16 protein-coding genes and 1 riboswitch are annotated in these 15,842 nt (G+C 69.0%); of the genes, 8 read left to right on the forward strand and 8 right to left on the reverse strand.

Going from position 1 to position 15,842, the window contains the following annotated elements; translation table 11 throughout:
- Positions 1-23 precede the first annotated feature (23 nt).
- Positions 24-1,133, reverse strand: a complete 1,110-nt coding sequence (gene gcvT / locus ACWIDZ_RS09695) for a glycine cleavage system aminomethyltransferase GcvT (protein ID WP_343830733.1) — start codon at positions 1,131-1,133, stop codon at positions 24-26.
- 160 nt (positions 1,134-1,293) lie between these two features.
- Positions 1,294-1,390: riboswitch (glycine riboswitch) on the reverse strand.
- A gap of 115 nt (positions 1,391-1,505) precedes the next feature.
- Between gcvT and ACWIDZ_RS09700 the strand changes: the two genes are divergently transcribed.
- Complete coding sequence (locus tag ACWIDZ_RS09700) at positions 1,506-2,474, forward strand: class 1 fructose-bisphosphatase (protein WP_453989479.1); 969 nt, start codon at positions 1,506-1,508, stop codon at positions 2,472-2,474.
- Between the two features lie 4 nt (positions 2,475-2,478).
- Entirely contained in the window at positions 2,479-3,111 is a 633-nt protein-coding gene (gene pncA, locus ACWIDZ_RS09705) for a bifunctional nicotinamidase/pyrazinamidase (RefSeq protein WP_453989480.1), read from the forward strand.
- Positions 3,112-3,282: 171 nt separating this feature from the next.
- Here pncA and ACWIDZ_RS09710 read toward each other — a convergent pair whose 3' ends face one another.
- The 3 genes from ACWIDZ_RS09710 to ACWIDZ_RS09720 are packed head-to-tail and all read right to left on the reverse strand — an operon-like array spanning position 3,283 to position 6,783.
- A complete protein-coding gene (locus tag ACWIDZ_RS09710; RefSeq protein WP_453989481.1) occupies positions 3,283-4,293 on the reverse strand; it encodes an adenosine deaminase in 1,011 nt (336 codons plus the stop codon).
- A gap of 39 nt (positions 4,294-4,332) precedes the next feature.
- A complete protein-coding gene (gene argS, locus ACWIDZ_RS09715) occupies positions 4,333-6,132 on the reverse strand; it encodes an arginine--tRNA ligase (RefSeq protein ID WP_453989482.1) in 1,800 nt (599 codons plus the stop codon).
- A gap of 3 nt (positions 6,133-6,135) precedes the next feature.
- Positions 6,136-6,783, reverse strand: a complete 648-nt coding sequence (locus tag ACWIDZ_RS09720; RefSeq protein ID WP_291777603.1) for a Tat pathway signal sequence domain protein — start codon at positions 6,781-6,783, stop codon at positions 6,136-6,138.
- Positions 6,784-6,932: 149 nt separating this feature from the next.
- On the opposite strand from ACWIDZ_RS09720, the gene ispH reads away from it, so the two are divergent.
- From ispH to ACWIDZ_RS09735, 3 genes are all read left to right on the forward strand, one after another.
- Positions 6,933-7,904: a 4-hydroxy-3-methylbut-2-enyl diphosphate reductase gene (gene ispH, locus ACWIDZ_RS09725; RefSeq protein WP_453989483.1), complete on the forward strand. Its 972-nt coding sequence runs from the start codon at positions 6,933-6,935 to the stop codon at positions 7,902-7,904.
- Positions 7,905-7,939: 35 nt separating this feature from the next.
- On the forward strand, positions 7,940-8,395 hold the full coding sequence (locus tag ACWIDZ_RS09730) for an Lrp/AsnC family transcriptional regulator (protein WP_453989484.1): 456 nt from the start codon (positions 7,940-7,942) through the stop codon (positions 8,393-8,395).
- 111 nt (positions 8,396-8,506) lie between these two features.
- A complete protein-coding gene (locus tag ACWIDZ_RS09735; RefSeq protein ID WP_312219631.1) occupies positions 8,507-8,746 on the forward strand; it encodes a DUF6356 family protein in 240 nt (79 codons plus the stop codon).
- Between the two features lie 22 nt (positions 8,747-8,768).
- Here the strand turns inward: ACWIDZ_RS09735 and ACWIDZ_RS09740 are convergent, their stop codons facing one another.
- A complete protein-coding gene (locus ACWIDZ_RS09740) occupies positions 8,769-9,176 on the reverse strand; it encodes a TIGR01244 family sulfur transferase (RefSeq protein ID WP_312219630.1) in 408 nt (135 codons plus the stop codon).
- 193 nt (positions 9,177-9,369) lie between these two features.
- Between ACWIDZ_RS09740 and ACWIDZ_RS09745 the strand changes: the two genes are divergently transcribed.
- Together ACWIDZ_RS09745 and ACWIDZ_RS09750 are read left to right on the forward strand one after the other, a co-directional pair.
- Positions 9,370-10,509 (forward strand): ABC transporter substrate-binding protein, encoded by a 1,140-nt coding sequence (locus tag ACWIDZ_RS09745; protein ID WP_453989485.1) that lies wholly within the window; start codon positions 9,370-9,372, stop codon positions 10,507-10,509.
- Between the two features lie 23 nt (positions 10,510-10,532).
- A complete protein-coding gene (locus ACWIDZ_RS09750) occupies positions 10,533-11,600 on the forward strand; it encodes a YncE family protein (protein ID WP_453989486.1) in 1,068 nt (355 codons plus the stop codon).
- Between the two features lie 86 nt (positions 11,601-11,686).
- Here the strand turns inward: ACWIDZ_RS09750 and ACWIDZ_RS09755 are convergent, their stop codons facing one another.
- Positions 11,687-12,475 carry an ABC transporter ATP-binding protein gene (locus ACWIDZ_RS09755; RefSeq protein WP_453989487.1) on the reverse strand — a complete coding sequence of 263 codons (789 nt, stop codon included), beginning with the start codon at positions 12,473-12,475 and terminating at the stop codon, positions 11,687-11,689.
- On the reverse strand, positions 12,472-13,530 hold the full coding sequence (locus ACWIDZ_RS09760) for a FecCD family ABC transporter permease (protein ID WP_338576630.1): 1,059 nt from the start codon (positions 13,528-13,530) through the stop codon (positions 12,472-12,474). The genes ACWIDZ_RS09755 and ACWIDZ_RS09760 overlap by 4 nt, the downstream gene beginning before the upstream one ends.
- A 67-nt stretch (positions 13,531-13,597) precedes the next feature.
- On the opposite strand from ACWIDZ_RS09760, the gene ACWIDZ_RS09765 reads away from it, so the two are divergent.
- Complete coding sequence (locus ACWIDZ_RS09765) at positions 13,598-14,368, forward strand: alpha/beta hydrolase (RefSeq protein WP_453989488.1); 771 nt, start codon at positions 13,598-13,600, stop codon at positions 14,366-14,368.
- Positions 14,369-14,418: 50 nt separating this feature from the next.
- On the opposite strand, the gene ACWIDZ_RS09770 is transcribed toward ACWIDZ_RS09765, so the two are convergent.
- Positions 14,419-15,840, reverse strand: coding sequence for a YncE family protein (locus tag ACWIDZ_RS09770; RefSeq protein ID WP_453989489.1), 1,422 nt, complete (start codon positions 15,838-15,840; stop codon positions 14,419-14,421).
- Positions 15,841-15,842 lie beyond the last annotated feature (2 nt).

Genomic DNA, 15,842 nt, shown 5'->3' on the forward strand with positions numbered 1-15,842 from the left:
GGTCAAGCCCGAGGGTGACGGTCTTATTTCGGCTTGCGGTAGTAGCGGGTCGCCACGAAAGGCGTGGCGACGACTTCGGCGGCGGCCGGGCGGCCGCGCACCAGAACCTTCAGTTCCGCGCCCAGCTCGGCGAAGGCCGGCGGCACATAGCCCATGGCGATGTTGTGTCCCAGCGTCGGCGAGGGGCCGCCCGAGGTGACCTTGCCGATCACGGCGCCGTCCATGTCGGCGATCTCGGCGCCTTCGCGGGCGGGAGCGCCTTCCTTGACGTGCAGGCCGACGCGGACGCGGGCCGGGCCGTCGGCCAGTTGTTTCAGAATGGTCTCGGCGCCGGCGAAGTCGGCGCGTTCCTTGCGCGACTTGGACAGGGCGAAGGTCAGCCCCGCCTCGACCGGGGTGATCGTTGCGTCGACATCGTGGCCGTGCAGCGGCAGACCGGCTTCCAGACGCAAGGAGTCGCGCGCGCCCAGGCCGACCGGCTTCACCCGCGCGTCCGACAGCAGCAGGCCCCACACGCGCTCTGCGGCGGCGGCCGGAACTGAAATCTCATAGCCGTCCTCACCGGTATAGCCCGAGCGCGAGACGATGCAGTCCTCGTCGAACAGGCGGATAGCGCGGCAGTCCATGAAGCCCATGTCGGCCAGTTCCGCCGAATGGGCGGCCATGACCTCGGCCGCTTCAGGCCCCTGGATGGCCAGCAGGGCGCGGTCCAGCACCTCCAGCTTGGCGTCGCCCGACAGATGGGCGTTCAGGAAGGCGAAGTCCGCATCCTTGTTGCCCGCGTTGACGACGATGTAGAGGCCGTCCTCGAAAGGCTTGCCCGCCATCAGATCGTCCATGACGCCGCCCTGTTCGTTCAGCAGCAGGGTGTATTTCTGCTTGCCGGGCTTCACGATCGCATAGTCGCCGGGGACGAAGCGCTCGAACTGCGCGATGGCGTCGGCGCCGGTGATGCGCGCCTGGCCCATGTGGGAGACATCGAACAGGCCGGCGTGCTCGCGGGTCCAGCGGTGCTCGGCCAGCACGCCTTCATACTGGACCGGCATGTCATAGCCGCCGAAGCCGACCATGCGGGCGCCAAGCGCGCGGTGCGCGGCGTTGAGGGGGGTAGTCTTAAGGGCCTGATCGCTCATGGCGTCGCCTCCGGGTCGCAGGTTGCGGCGATAGCTTCGCCGTCGTTGCGCCCCCGCTGTCCTGAAGCCTGAGAGATTCCGACCGTTCCCGAAAAGGTTCGGCCTTGCTCCGTCGGCGCGCGTCGGGACCCTCCGTCCTTCGGCGACTTTCCAGCGTCCGTGCGCTTTCGCGGTCCTTTTGCCTGAGCGTTTCCGGGGCGGTTGCGCCTTCGGCTCCGGGCGCCGCGAACGGACCCGATCTCTCCCGCGAGAGCGTTCGACCTAAGGCCTCGACTCCGGCGCAGAGTCAAGCGGCGCCGGACTTGCCGCCGTCGATCCTAAGGGCCATGAGGGGGCGGAACCGCGCTTCGCCCACAGGATTTGAAGGACGTCATGACCGCCCGCACCGATCTCGCCGCCCACCTCGCTTCCCTCGACCTGCCGCAGGGTCTGGTCGAGACGCTGACTACGGCGGCCGCCGCCTGCGTCGAGATCCGCCAGGTGGTGGCGGGCGGCGCCCTGGTCGGCGCCCTGGGCGCGTCGGGCGCCGTCAATGTGCAGGACGAAGAGCAGAAGAAGCTGGACGTCATCGCCGACGATCTGCTGACCGAGGCCCTGCTGGCCTGCCCGGCCGTGGCGGGGGTGGCGTCCGAGGAAAAGGCTGCGATGCAGCCCTCGGCGAACGCGGCGGGCGAATATCTGGTGCTGTTCGATCCGCTGGACGGCTCGTCCAATATCGACATCAATGCGCCGGTCGGCACCATCGTCTCGGTGCTGAAGGCGCCGTCGGTCCAGCCGAGCGAGGCCGACTTCCTGCAATCGGGCCGCCATCAGGTCGCGGCGCTTTATGCCGTCTACGCCGGTCAGGCCATGCTGGTGCTGACGACGGGCAAAGGCGTGGCGGGCTTCACCCTGGCGCCGGACGGCCGGTGGCTGATGACGCATGAGAACGTGCGCATTCCGGCCGATACGAAAGAGTTCGCCATCAACATGTCGAACCAGCGCCACTGGGCCGAGAGCGTCCAGCGCTATGTCGACGGCTGCCTGAAGGGCGCCGACGGCCCGCGCGGCAAGAACTTCAACATGCGCTGGGTCGCCGCCATGGTGGCTGACGTGCACCGCATCCTGATGCGCGGCGGCGTCTTCCTCTATCCGTGGGACAAGCGCGAGCCGAACAAGCCGGGCAAGCTGCGCCTGATGTATGAGGGCAACCCCATGTCCTTCCTGGTCGAACAGGCGGGCGGCAAATCCACCACCGACGGCAAACAGGCCATCATGGACGTGACCCCGACCGAGCTGCACCAACGGGTGCCGGTCGTCCTCGGCTCGGCCAACGAAGTCGACCAGATCGCGGCGGCCTGACGCCATGCAGATCGCCGCCACAGATGCGCTCCTTGTCATCGACGCCCAGAACGATTTCTGCGAGGGCGGCGCCCTGGCGGTTCAGGGCGGGGCGGCGATCATGCCCCTGATCAATCGGCTGGCCGAGCGGTTCGCCACCGTCGTCGCCACCCAGGACTGGCACACGCCGGACCAGATCAGCTTCGCCTCCAACCACGCGGGCGCGGCGCCCTTCACGCAGATCGAGGTGGCCTATGGCCCCCAGATGCTGTGGCCGGATCATTGCGTGCAGGGCACGCCGGGGGCGGATTTCCACCCCGACGCGGCGCCTGCCGTGACCAAGGCGCTGGCCGTGGTCCGCAAGGGCTACAACCCGGCGGTCGATTCCTATTCCGGCTTCTATGAGAACGACCACAGGACGGCGACGGGTCTGGCGGGCCTGCTGCGCGATCTGGGGGTGAAGCGCATCTTCCTGTGCGGCCTGGCCTATGACTACTGCGTGCGCTTCACCGCCGAGGACGCGGTGCGCGAGGGCTTTGAGGCCGTGGTCATCGAAGACGCCTGTCGCGCCATCGCCCCGGACACGGCGACGGCGGCCAAGGCCGGGTTTGCGACGCTGGGCGTGGCGGAGATCGAGGCGGCGTCGCTCCTCGGCTGACCACTCCCTTCGTCATCCTCCGGCAAGCCGCGCAGCGGTGCAGACCGGGGGACCCAGCGGCGCCGAAGGCGATCTTCGCCGCGAGCACCAGCGCGTGGTTGTTTCGCGCTCACGTGCGCCGCTGGGTCCCCCGGTCTCGCTCCGCTCGCCGGAGGATGACGAAGGTAGGGCTCAGTTCGCCGCCGCGTAGGCCTCGACCTCGGCGATCCGTGCGGCCTTGTCGGCGTCGCTGAGGAAGCTGCCCTCGAAGCTGTTCTTCGCCAGTTGCACGACCTGTTCGCGTGTGAGGCCGACCGCCTTGGCCAGTTCGATATAGTTCGCGTTCACATAGCCGCCGAAATAGGACGGATCGTCCGAGTTCAGGGTGACGTGCAGGCCCCGACGCAGCATCTCGGGGACCGGGTGGTCCTTCAGATCCCTGACCACGCGCAGCTTCAGGTTCGACAGGGGGCAGACGGTCAGCGTCATCTGCTCGGCGGCCAGACGGGCGATCAGGGCCTCGTCCTCCATCGAGCGGTTGCCGTGGTCCATGCGGTCGATGTGCAGCAGGTCCAGGGCCTCGCGCACGTATTCGGGCGGACCTTCCTCGCCGGCGTGGGCGCACAGCTTCAGGCCCAGGTCGCGCGCGGCGGCGAAGACGCGCTGGAATTTCGACGGCGGGTGACCGACCTCGGACGAATCCAGTCCGACGCCGATGAAGTGATGAAGATAGGGCTCGGCGGCCTCCAGCGTGGCGAAGGCTTCGTCCTCGCTGAGGTGGCGCAGGAAGCTGAGGATCAGGCCGCTGGTGACGCCCAGCTCATTCTTCGCCCGGTCCATGCCCGCGATCAGGCCCTCGACCACGACGGCGAAGGGCACGCCCCGGTCGGTGTGGGTCTGGGGGTCGAAGAAGATCTCGGCGTGGCGGACGTTGTCGGCGGCGGCGCGCTGGAAATAGGCGAAGGCCAGGTCCTCGAAGTCCTGACGCGTCAGCAGCACGGCCGCGCCCGCGTAATAGATGTCGAGGAAGTCCTGCAGGTTCGAGAAGTCATAGGCCGCGCGCACGGCCTCGACGCTGTCATAGGGGATGGCGACGCCGTTGCGCTGCGCCAGTTCGAACATCAGTTCTGGCTCGAGCGAGCCTTCGATGTGCAGGTGCAGTTCGGCCTTGGGCAGGCCGGCGATGAAGGCGTCGAGGGACATGAGGGGAGGCTCCTTGGCGGTCGCCTCTCCCTTATCACATTACATCCGCTCGGGCGTCTCGATGCCCAGCAGGCGCAGCGCCGTCTCCAGCTGGTGCAGGGTCGCGGCGGCCAGGGCCAGACGCGAGCCCTTGGTCGCGGCGTCCGGCGCGACCAAGATCGGGCAGGCGGCGTAGAATTTCGAGAAGCTCTGGGCCAGCCGATAGGCGTGCTCGGCGATCAGGTTGGGCGAACGCTTGTCATAGGCGTCGGCCGTGGCCGCGTCGAAGGCGTCCAGCGTCAGGGCCAGGTCGCGCTCGGCGGCTTCCTCGATGACGATGGGGGCCAGGGGCACGCCCTGTTCCGCCGCCTTGCGCAGCAGGGATTTCACCCGCACGGCCTGATACAGCAGATAGGGGCCGGTCTTGCCCTCGAAACTCATGAAGCGGTCGAGGTCGAAGACGTAAGAGGTCGTGCGGTTGTTCGACAGGTCCGAGAACTTCAGCGCGGCGACCGCCACCTTGTGGGCGATGTCCTCGAACTCCTCGGCGGGCAGGTCGTCGCCCAGCTTGGCCTCGTGCAGACGCTCGCGCGCCTTGTCGGTCGCCATGTCGATCAGGTCGCGCAGCTTCAGCACGCCGCCGGCGCGGGTCTTGAACGGCTTGCCGTCCGCGCCGTTCATGGTGCCGAAGCCGAGGTGCTCCAGCGACTTCTCGGGGGCGTATCCGGCCAGATAGGCGGCGCGGAAGACCTGTTCGAAATGCTCGGCCTGACGCTCGTCGACGACGTAGAGGATCAGGTCGGGATCAATGGACTTGTGGCGGTCCAGAATGGTGGCCAGGTCGGTCGTGCCGTACATGGCCGAGCCTTCCGAGCTGATGACCAGCAGGGGCGGGGGCGACGGGGCCTCGATCACCGAGCCGTCGGCCAGCTTCTTCTTGCGGGTCTCGCCGTCGCGGGCGACGTGGACCACCTGGGCGCCGTCGTCCTCGACCAGCAGGCCCTTGGCCTTCAGATCGGCGATCATCTCGTCCATCAGGGGATCGGCGTCGCTCTCGCCGTTCCACAGGTCGAAGTCGACCGACAGGTCGTCATACTCGCGCTTCAGCGCCTCGCGGCTGACGGCGACGAAGTGCGACCACAGGGCGCGATAGCCGGGGCGGCCGCCCTGCAGTTCGGCCGTCGCCTTGCGGGCGCGGTCGCGGAAGGCGGGGTCTTCCTTGGCCTTGCCCGCCGCCAGCGGATAGAGGCGGTCGAGGTCGGCCAGCGTCACCGGCGTCTCGGCCGGGAAGGGGCCGTCGCCCTCGGCCATGAAGGCGTCGGCCAGACCCTCGTCGCCGCAGGCGGTGATCAGCAGACCCATCTGGAAGCCCCAGTCGCCGAAGTGGGCGTCGCCGGTCACATGGTCGCCGCGCAGGCGGAACAGCCGCTTCAGGCTCTCGCCGATGATGGCGCTGCGCAGGTGGCCGACGTGCATGGGCTTGGCCACGTTCGGGCCGCCGTAGTCGATCACCACCTTGCGCGGCTCGACGCGCGAGGCGCCGGCCAGTTCCTCATCCGCCGCGACCTCGGCCGCGCGCTGGGCCAGGGCCGCGTTCGACAGCTTCATGTTGATGAAGCCGGGACCGGCGACCTCGACCGAGGACAGGCGCGGATCGGCGGCCAGACGCTCGGCCACCTTGGCGGCCAGTTCGCGCGGATTGGCCTTCAGCGCCTTGGCGGCGGCCAGGGCGCCGTTCGACTGGAAGTCGGCCAGATCGGGACGGTCGGAGGCGGTGACGCGGGCCAGGGCCTTGTCCACGCCTTCGGCGGCGAAGGCGGCTCCGACCGCTTCGCCGAGAGAAGTCTTGAGGTCGGTCATGTCTTAGTTGGTCTGCTGGCCCGCAGTCGGACGGAATCGGCTGCCGGATCGGTTGAACTCGGCCATCTGGGGCGTGACGTCGAAGCCGATGAGGACTTCGAAATTGCCGCCGCTGGTGGAGGCGTCGGCGCGCGGGATGACGATGGTCTGGCTGGCCTCGGCCTGGGTGCGGTCGGCGCCGCCGAAGGTCACGGGCAGGTCGAAATATTCCTTGGCCAGGACGGCGGAGTTCCGCTCGGTCACGGCGATCCAGTAGCGATAGGTGCGGGCGTCGCCTTCGGCCTGCGGACCCTTGCCCAGGCTGAACAGCAGATTCATGTCCAGGCGGATCGGATCGTCTTCGCGGTAGACGCAGTCGGAGCTGACGCCCTCGATCTCGCCGGTGAAGCCGACGCCGGTGGTCGTCGGGCGCTCATAATCCGACAGTTCGACGTAGCGGGCCGCGTCGTAGAGAATCTTCACATAGGGGCAGGGGCCGGCGTTGGCCCGGCGGCTCAGAGGCGCGAAACGCATCGGGCGAGACGGGGCCTTTTCAGCCTGCTGGCCGCCCTGTTGGCCGCCCTGGGGGCGTCCGCTCTGGGCCTCGGCGGCGTGAGGGATCAGCGCGGCCGTAAGAGAGAGGGCGGCGAGGGCGGTCAGGACGCGACGCATCAGGAGCTTTCCGGCAGTCGATGAAGGCGGGGCCGATCGGACGCCCGAACGGGCCACGCTGGGTGGTGATAGCGGCTAAAGCGAGGCGCGGCAAACGGCGTGCGGACTTCCGGTGGCGATCCGGCGCGCAAAGCCTTAAGTTCGCGCCCATGAACGCGCTTGTCCCCCCTTCGCAGTTTCAACGCCGGCCCCTGTCCGTCCGCATGGCGACGCCGCGCGGCTTCTGCGCCGGGGTGGATCGGGCCATCCAGATCGTCGAGCGGGCGATCGAGAAATACGGCGCCCCCGTCTATGTCCGGCATGAGATCGTCCACAACCGCCACGTCGTCGACCGGCTGAAGGGCCTGGGCGCCGTTTTCGTCAAGGAGCTGGACGAGTGCCCGGACGACCGTCCGGTGGTCTTCTCGGCCCACGGGGTGCCCAAGTCGGTGCCCGCGACGGCGCGTTCGCGCGAGATGCTGTTCCTGGACGCCACCTGTCCCCTGGTGTCCAAGGTCCATGTCGAGGCCGAGCGGAATTTCGCAGCAGGCCGCCACGTCATCCTGATCGGCCACGCGGGCCACCCCGAAGTCGTCGGCACCATGGGCCAGCTGCCCGCCGGGGCCATCAGCCTGGTCGAGACGGTCGAGGATGCGGAAGGCTTCCAGCGCCCCGGCGACCAGCCGCTGGCCTACGCCACCCAGACAACGCTGTCGGTGGACGACACCGCCGAGATTCTGGCGGCGCTGAAGCGGCGCTTCCCCGAACTGCCCGACCCGCACAAGGAAGACATCTGCTACGCCACCACCAACCGACAGGAGGCCGTCAAGCGGCTGGGCGAGGGTTGCGGCCTGGTGCTGGTGGTGGGGTCGAAGAACTCCTCCAACTCGGCGCGGCTGGTGGATGTGGCGCTGAAGGCCGGCGCAGGCGACGCGCGTCTGGTCGATGACGCGGGCGATCTGGACTGGGGCTGGTTCGACGGGGTCGAGACGGTCGGCCTGACCGCCGGGGCCTCGGCGCCGGAGCCTCTGGTCCAGGGGGTGATCGAGGCGTTGCGCACGCGCTTCGACGTGACGGTGACCGAGGACGACGGCGCCCGCGAGACGGTGACCTTCAAACTGCCGCGCGCCCTGACGGCCTGAGACGACGGCGTGATCGGCCGGGGAGGGGCCGCGACATGAGCGCACTGGACGCCATCGACCGCCGCCTCCTGGCCATACTGCAGGACGACGCCACCGTGCCCGTCGCCGAACTGGCCGAGCGGGTGGGCCTGTCGCAGACGCCGTGCTGGAAACGGGTGAAGCGGCTTCAGGACACGGGGATCATCGCCGCGCGCGTGGCCCTGCTGGACCGCGAGGCGCTGGACCTGCCGCTGGTGGTCTTCGTCTCGGTCAAGACGCGTCGGCACGACGCCGAATGGCTGGAGGCGTTCAAAGCGGCCGCCGCCCTGCCCGAAGTGGTGGAGTTCTACCGGATGAGCGGCGACGTCGACTATCTGCTCAAGGTGCTGGTCAAGGACATCGCCGCCTATGACCGTTTCTACCGCCGTTTGATCGCCATCGCCCCGCTGGACGACGTCTCCTCCAGCTTCGCCATGGAACAGATCAAGTTCACCACGGCCCTTCCGCTCTGATGGGCAGGCGTTGGAGAATATTATTCTCCTGAACTGTCAAATTCGGGGAACGTGCAGAAATGATTCTCTTCCGAAATCGGAATACCCTCCGCAGTCTGTAGCGGAGGGTTCATGTTCAAGCGTCTGTTCGTCGATCACCCGGCCTCGGTCGGAGAGAGCTATGTGGAGCATATGGGCGTCGCCGCCTCGTTCGGCGCGGCCATGTTCGTCGGCTCCTTGGCCTGCTTTGTCCATGCGGTGTTTCCGGGCCTGTGCGTCAAGACCGGCAGCGGGGTGGTCACGACCCTGCATCGCCGCATGGTGACCCACCGCGTCGACCCCGCCCGGCTGACGGCGCCGGAGCAGGACTGAGGCCGCGGCTTCCTCGCGGGCTCTATAGGCGCGAGGCGAGAGGCGAGACGTCGTAGCCGGCCTGGGCGGCCAGGGTGATGATCTCCTCGGCCGGGCGTTCGCCCGCCTGGGACAGGGCCCAGAGATAGGTGGTGCGCGTGCCCGAGCGGCAGTAGCCGAGGATCGGGTGCGGCAGGTCCGCCAGGGCGGCCTTGAAACGAGCCACGTCGTCCGGCGTCATGGCCCCGCCGCGAATGGGAATGTGGACGAAGGGCAGGCCCGCAGCCTCGGCGGCGGCGCGGATGTCCTCGGTCATCGGCTGGCCCGGCTCCTCGGCGTCGGGGCGGTTGGAGATGATGGCGCGATAGCCCTGGGCGGCGGCCGTCGGCACGTCTTCGGGCTGGATCTGCGGCGAGACGTGCAGACGGTCTTCCAATGGGCGGATGTTCATGGCGCGGGTCTCTGCTCAAGGGGCGGAAGGGACGGAGGCGGGGCGACGAAAGCAGCCCTAGCATGAAAACGGGCCCGCGGATGGTCGTGCGTCCGCTGCGACAAATCAGCGATTGAAGCTGACACTGATTATCATTAAGCGTCGCTCGTGAAACGCCGCTGGCGTCGCTGATGAATGGGCGGAGAACGGGCCGATGGTCGAGGTGAGGTTGGGGCGTCGGGCCCTGCTGCTGGGCGCCGCCGCCCTGATGGCGACCGGGGCGGCCGCCTGCACGCGTCGCGACCAGGCCGGGCCGTCCTCCCTGCTGACCGATCTGCGCGACCGGCCGCTGGCGATCACTCCGCCGGTGACGAAGCTGTCGATCGACGACAGCCGCTTCCTGATCGCCCTGTCGCTGATCCATCCCGATCCGGTCAGTCTGCTGGCGGCCTGGGCGGGCGACGTGAACCGACTCAGCCCCGAAACCTACGCCGCCTATCTGGAGAGGTCGCCGGCGCTGGCGACCTTGCCGAAGACGCCGAGCTCGGCCGCCGCCTTCAACGTCGAGGCCGTATTGGGCGCCCAGCCGCAGGTCGCCCTGGTGTCGCTGGATTCCGGCCCGACCGACGCCCAGACGGCCCAGCTGGAGCAGGCGGGCGTGCGCGTGGCCTATATCGACTTCTTCCAGCACCCGTTCGAAAATCAGTCGCGCAGCCTGTCCCTGCTGGGATCCATGATCGGCCGCGAGGACCAGGCGCAGGCCTACAACGCCTTCCGCGCCGCCCGGTTGAAGGTCATCTCCGACCGCGTGGCGGGTCTTACGGATGCGCAGAAGCCGACGGTCTTCCTGGAGGCCCACGCGGGCAACGGGTCGGACTGCTGCAACTCGGTGGGCGCCGGGAACATCGGCGACTATCTGAGCTTCGTCGGCGCTCGCAACATCGGCGCCGAGGTGTTGAAACAGCCGTCGGGCAAGCTGAACCTGGAGTTCGTGGTCGAGCGCGATCCCGACATCTACATCGCCACCGGCGGCCCGCACCTTGAGAAGACCGGCGGCTTCGTCGTCGGCCCGAAATACGACGTTGAGACCTCGCGCGCCTCGTTGCGCCGCGTGGCCGGGCGGCGCGGCCTGTCGACCCTGAAGGCGGTGCGCGAGGGCAAGGTGCACGGCCTGTCGCACCAGTTGATCAACTCGCCCATCGACATCGTCGCCACCGAAGTCCTGGCCAAGTGGATCCAGCCCGAACTGTTCGCCGATCTGGACCCGCGCGCGACGCTGGACACGATCAACAAGGACTTCCTGGCCGTCCCCTATCGCGGGGACTACTGGACCGATCTGGTCCCGGCCGCCTGATGATTTCACCACGGAGAATCGCCATGACCCCCCTGCGCAACGGCCTGATGACCGTCGCCGCCTTCGCCGCCCTGGCGATCGCTTCGACCGCCTCCGCCCAGACGATCGAGAAGACCGTCAAGGTCGAGCACGGCGGCCTGTATGAGATCGTCTTCAACCCGGCCGACAACGACCTCTATGTCGCCGCCGTCGGCCCGCGCGGCGCCAACCAGGCGCAGATCATCCGCCTGCAAGGCCAGACGCTGGAGCCGGAGTCCTCGATCGACGTCTCGGCCAATCCGCTCTACGGCCTGAATCTGAACACCCGCACCCAGATCCTGTACGGCACCGACACCCGCGCGGGCGTGATCACGGCCATCAACGCCCGCACGGGCGAAGTGATCGGCTCGGTCCGCAATGGCGAGAACGGCGGCCACGTCCGCCAGGTCGTCGTCGATGAGGCGAACAACAAGGTCTACATCACCGACGTCGGCGGCGAAGCGGGCGACGCCGCCAAGCCGAACCTCGTCTGGGTCATCGACGGGGCGACCAACACCCTGGAACGCACCATCCCGGTTCAGGTCGGCACCCTGATGGGCGCCGCGCTCGATGCGTCGACGAACCGCCTCTATGTCACGGGCATGGGCAGCAACGAAGTCGCCGCCATCGATCTGGCCACGGGCGAAACCGTCGGCCAATGGCCGTCGGGTGCCGACGCGGCGATCAATATCGCCGTGGATTCCGAGGGGCGTCGCCTGTTCGTGGCGCATCAGAAGTCGGGCGAGCTGACGGTGCTGAACGCCGACACCGGCGCCCTGATCCACAAGGTCGCCACCGGCGCGGGCGCCCTGAGCGTCGCCTACAACGGCGCAGTCAAGCAGATCTACGTCGCCAACCGGCAGGCGGGTACGGTGACGGTGCTGGATTCGGACACTTATGCCGTGAAGGCGAACCTGGAGACGGGCACCTTCCCCCAGACCATCGCCATCGATCGCGCCACCAACGCCGTCTACGTCACGAACAAGGCGCGCGGCCTGCCGCGCAACGCCCCGGCCGGCACCCCGGTCCCGGTCGACCCGAACGGCGACGTGGTGACGCTGATCCGTCCCTGATCCGATCGGGACTGAATAAGGAAAGGCCCGGCCGCAGATGCAGCCGGGCCTTTTTCTTGGCTTGCAGAGAATGGCGGACGGGACGCTTAGCCCGTCAGCACGTCGTCGATCATGACCTGCAGCGCGCCGCGGTCGCAGCGCTGGACGCGGGCCGAGACGCGATAGACCTCGGCGAGGATATCGGGCGTGATCGCCTCGTCCGGCGTTCCGAAGGCGACCAGCTGTCCCTTGGCCATGACGGCGATCCGGTCCGAGACGCGCGCCGCCGCCTGAAGGTCGTGCAAAACGATCATCACCGTCATGCCCCGTTCGGCCGCGGCCTCGCGCGCCAGGTCCAGCACGCGCAACTGATAGTGCAGGTCCAGGGCGCTGGTGGGCTCGTCCAGCAGCAACAGGCGCGGCTCGCGCGCCAGGGCCTGGGCCAGACCCGCCAGCTGTTTCTGGCCGCCCGACAGTCGGTCCAGCCGCTGTCCGGCCAGCGCCTCGGCGTTGATCCGTTGCAGCACCTCATAGGCGCGTTCGGCCGCCTGGGCGTCGGTGTAGACGGCGCCGCGCAGGGGCGTGGCGCGGATCGAGGCGACGACCGTCTCCAGCACCGTCAGCGCCACGCCCTGCGGCAGGGTCTGGGGCATGTAGGTGACGCGCTTGGCCCGGTCGGCCAGCGACAGCCGGGTCAGTTCCGCCTCGTCCAGCCGGATCGAGCCGTGCGCCGGGATCAGGCCCGCCAGACTGCGCAGCAGGGTGCTCTTGCCCGCGCCGTTGGGGCCGACGACCGAGACGACTTCGCCTGCGGTCAGGGGCGGCAGGTTGAAGCCGCTGATGATGGGCTGGCCGCCGTAACCGGCGTCGAGACCGCTGATCGTAAGGTCGCTCATGCCCGGCCTCCGTTGCGGAAGATCAGCAGCAGGAAGACCGGCACCCCGATGACGGCGGTGACGATGCCGACGGGCATCAGCACGCCCGGCACGATGATCTTGGACGCCGCCGAGGCCAGCGACATGATGACCGCTCCGGCCAGGATGCTGGCGGGCAGGAAGTAGCGGTGATCCTCGCCGACCAGCAGGCGCGCGATGTGCGGCCCGACCAGGCCGATGAAGCCGATGGCGCCGACGAAGGCCACCGCCGTCGCCGACAGCAGGCTGACCCGCAGCAGCGACAGGAAGCGCAGCCGCTTCACATCGACGCCGAAGCTCATGGCCCGGTCCTCGCCCAGCCGCAGCGCCGTCAGGGCGCGCGACGACAGAAGCGAGAAGGGCGTCACCGCGACCAGCACGACCGCCAGGGCCGCGACATTGCTCCAGGTCGCGCGCGACAGCGACCCCATGGTCCAGAACACCAGTTGCTGCAGCGCCTCAGCCGAGGACAGGAACTGCACCAGGGCCGTCAGGGCGTTGAAGGCGAAAACGAGCGCGATGCCGAACAGGACGATGCTCTCGATGCCCGACCCCTTCATCCGCGCCAGGGCCTGAAGCGCCAGCACCGAACCGAAGGCGAAGACGAAGGCGTTCAGCGGCACCAGCCAGTCCGCTCCGATGAAGGAGGCGCCCAGGCCGAGCACTATGGCCAGCGACGCGCCGAATGACGCGGCCGAGGACACGCCCAGCGTGAAGGGGCTGGCCAGCGGATTGTTCAGCACCGTCTGCATCTCGGCGCCCGCCAGGGCCAGCGCCGCGCCGACCATCATCGCCATCAGGGCGTAGGGCAGGCGCACCTGCCAGACGATGGCCTGCTGGGCCGTGCTCAGGCTGGACGGATCGAACACCCCTTGCAGCACCGTCAGGGGCGAGATCGACGACGGGCCGGTGGCGATGTCGAGCAGCAGGGCCGCCGTCGCCAGGGCGGCCAGAACGGCGATGGCGAACAGCTTGGTCCGCACGCTTCTGGAATAGGCGACGACCGCCTCGGGCACGGCGTTTTCAGCGTTCGCCAATTCACGAACTCCACTCAGAGAATGCGTCGCAATACATATCAATGGCCAGATAGGCTAGGGTGGCCGTATGACGCTGACCTCGCCCGCCCCTGCCGACACATCGCCGAACGCCATGGCTCCCGACACGGCCCAGCCCTACGCCATCCGCCTGCCCGCTGTCGATGGCGCGCCCGCCGTGGACGTGCGGGTGGCGACGCCGCAGGGCGAACGGCCGGCCGGCGGCTGGCCGGTCCTGGTGCTGTTGGAGGGGGAGGCCTTCTTTGACACGGCCGCCCAGGTCGCCGGGCGGCTGCTGCGGCGCTCGGCCAAGACGCGGGTGGATGCGATGATGATGGCGGGCGTCACCCTGTCGGGCGTGGCTGATCGCGTGGCCGCCTACGCCTTCACGCCGGGACCGCAGGGCCAGGCGCCCGAGCCGCGCGGCGCGGCCCTGCTGGCGCGCCTGAGTTCGGAGGTGTTGCCGCAACTGGCGGCCCTTGGCGCCGATCCCGCGCAGGCGGTGCTGATGGGGCATTCCATGTCGGGCCTTTTCGTCCTCGAGGCGCGCGCCGCCGGAGCGCCCTTCGCCCGCTACGCCGCCATCAGCCCGTCGATCTGGTGGAACCCGGCGGTGGTCGCCGCCCAGCCCGAGCGCGCGAACCTGCTGGTCGCGGTCGGCGCCCGTGAGGAGATGGCCGGGCTGCCGCCCGCGCACCTGGCACGGCGCATGGTCTCCAACGCCCGCGATCTGGAAGCCCGTGGGGCGAGCCTGCGGGTGCTGGAGGACGAGGATCACGGCTCGACCCCCTATGCGGCCCTGCCGGCCGTCCTGCGGTTCGCCGCGCCCTATCGAGGTTAGGTCGGGCGGCGAGAAAAAAGCCCCCGCGCCGGGCGCGGGGGCTGTTCGGATCAACGCGCCGGGCGGATGCTCAGCACGGAGTCGTTTCCGTCCGTGGTCCAGCCGGACTTGACCGCGACATAGACGTTGCCGCGTCCGTCGGTCGAGACGTGGTTCGCCACCGGCGGGGCGGGCAGGTTGGCGACGATGCGGCCGTCGACATCCGTCACCGTCACCGTGCCCGCGCCGAAGGTGCTGACGAAGGCGCGACGCGACTTCGGCTCGAACACCACGTTCAGGGCGCCCGCGCCGACCGGGGTGTCGGCCATGACCGAACCGTCCGAACCGTTCAGCACCACCAGGTTGTCGGTGCCCTGGGCCGCGACGAAGATGCGGTCGGTCTGCGGATCGTGCGAGACGCCGATCACGCTGCGCGCGCCGGGCACGCGGAAGACGTTCAGCACGGTGTCGGCGGCGGCGTCGATGACCGCCACCTCATTGGTCGAGTTGGAGGCGACGTACAGGCGGCGCGCCTCGCGGTCATAGGAGACGCTGGCGGCCGAGAAGGTCTCGCCGCGCACGGTCGAGTCGATCTTGATGCGCTTGGCCACCGTCAGGGCGGCGGTGTCGAACACCACGATCTCGGGCTGGAAGGTGGCGCTGGCGTAGGCCTTGCCGTGCTCTTCGTCGATGACGACGTCGCGGGCGTGGTTGACCGTGCCCGGCTCGAACTGGCGCACCAGCGACAGGTCCGACTGGCGGTAGACGGCGACCGTGTTCTGGCGGCTGTTCGAGACCCAGACGGTGTCGTGGGCGTCGTCGACGCCGACGCCGTAGACGGCGAAGACGCCGCCGTCCTGGGGCTGGCCGTCGCGGCCGGTGCGGCCCGGCGCGGCGGCCGGGGTGACGCGGGCCTCGACCGCCAGGGTGTCGGCGTTCAGGCGCAGCAGCTCCGACTGGCGCACCGGCGGGCGGCCGACCGCCGAGGTGGCGAAGACGGCGTTGCGCTTGGCGCTATAGGCGGTCTGATAGAGGCCGCGTGTCGGCTGGATGCTGGTGATCCGATAGGCCGCCTCATTCGACAGCGGCACGTTCGGCGAGATCTTCAGATTGGTCAGGACGGCGTTGTAGGGCGACTGCGACACCGCCACGATCGGGTGGTTGCCGGGCTGGGCGTCGGCGGGCAGCGTCAGCCGCGCCTCGAAGCCGCCCTCGGCGTCGGCTGTGATCGGGCCGGTCGACAGCGGCGTCTGGCCGTACATCAGGACGATGCTCTGGCCCGGATGGAAGCCGCGGCCATTGGCCACGACCGGACCGCCCGGCAGGACGGGCTTGCCGCGCTCGCCGGAAGAGAAGCCGACCTGGCCGCCGTCCAGACGCTCGGGCGCCGAGAACAGGGCCTGGGCTGAGGCCGCCGCCGGAACCGCGACGGCTGAAGCCGCCAGAAGGGCGCCGAAGGCGGCGCCCCGAAGGGATTTGCGTAGGTTAGTCATGA

It is taken from the genome of Brevundimonas sp. NPDC055311 (assembly GCF_053645695.1).

What these genes read in the sequence shown, in the direction of transcription:
- ACWIDZ_RS09755 (WP_453989487.1), bottom strand. Translation starts at nt 12,475, where the DNA reads ATGAGCGACCTTACGATCAGCGGTCTCGACGCCGGTTACGGCGGCCAG.
- ACWIDZ_RS09745 (WP_453989485.1), top strand. Translation starts at nt 9,370, where the DNA reads ATGGTCGAGGTGAGGTTGGGGCGTCGGGCCCTGCTGCTGGGCGCCGCC.
- ACWIDZ_RS09720 (WP_291777603.1), bottom strand. Translation starts at nt 6,783, where the DNA reads ATGCGTCGCGTCCTGACCGCCCTCGCCGCCCTCTCTCTTACGGCCGCG.
- ACWIDZ_RS09710 (WP_453989481.1), bottom strand. Translation starts at nt 4,293, where the DNA reads ATGTCCCTCGACGCCTTCATCGCCGGCCTGCCCAAGGCCGAACTGCAC.
- ACWIDZ_RS09750 (WP_453989486.1), top strand. Translation starts at nt 10,533, where the DNA reads ATGACCCCCCTGCGCAACGGCCTGATGACCGTCGCCGCCTTCGCCGCC.
- ACWIDZ_RS09740 (WP_312219630.1), bottom strand. Translation starts at nt 9,176, where the DNA reads ATGAACATCCGCCCATTGGAAGACCGTCTGCACGTCTCGCCGCAGATC.
- ACWIDZ_RS09765 (WP_453989488.1), top strand. Translation starts at nt 13,598, where the DNA reads ATGACGCTGACCTCGCCCGCCCCTGCCGACACATCGCCGAACGCCATG.
- ACWIDZ_RS09700 (WP_453989479.1), top strand. Translation starts at nt 1,506, where the DNA reads ATGACCGCCCGCACCGATCTCGCCGCCCACCTCGCTTCCCTCGACCTG.
- argS (WP_453989482.1), bottom strand. Translation starts at nt 6,132, where the DNA reads ATGACCGACCTCAAGACTTCTCTCGGCGAAGCGGTCGGAGCCGCCTTC.
- gcvT (WP_343830733.1), bottom strand. Translation starts at nt 1,133, where the DNA reads ATGAGCGATCAGGCCCTTAAGACTACCCCCCTCAACGCCGCGCACCGC.
- pncA (WP_453989480.1), top strand. Translation starts at nt 2,479, where the DNA reads ATGCAGATCGCCGCCACAGATGCGCTCCTTGTCATCGACGCCCAGAAC.
- ispH (WP_453989483.1), top strand. Translation starts at nt 6,933, where the DNA reads ATGAACGCGCTTGTCCCCCCTTCGCAGTTTCAACGCCGGCCCCTGTCC.
- ACWIDZ_RS09730 (WP_453989484.1), top strand. Translation starts at nt 7,940, where the DNA reads ATGAGCGCACTGGACGCCATCGACCGCCGCCTCCTGGCCATACTGCAG.
- ACWIDZ_RS09735 (WP_312219631.1), top strand. Translation starts at nt 8,507, where the DNA reads ATGTTCAAGCGTCTGTTCGTCGATCACCCGGCCTCGGTCGGAGAGAGC.
- ACWIDZ_RS09770 (WP_453989489.1), bottom strand. Translation starts at nt 15,840, where the DNA reads ATGACTAACCTACGCAAATCCCTTCGGGGCGCCGCCTTCGGCGCCCTT.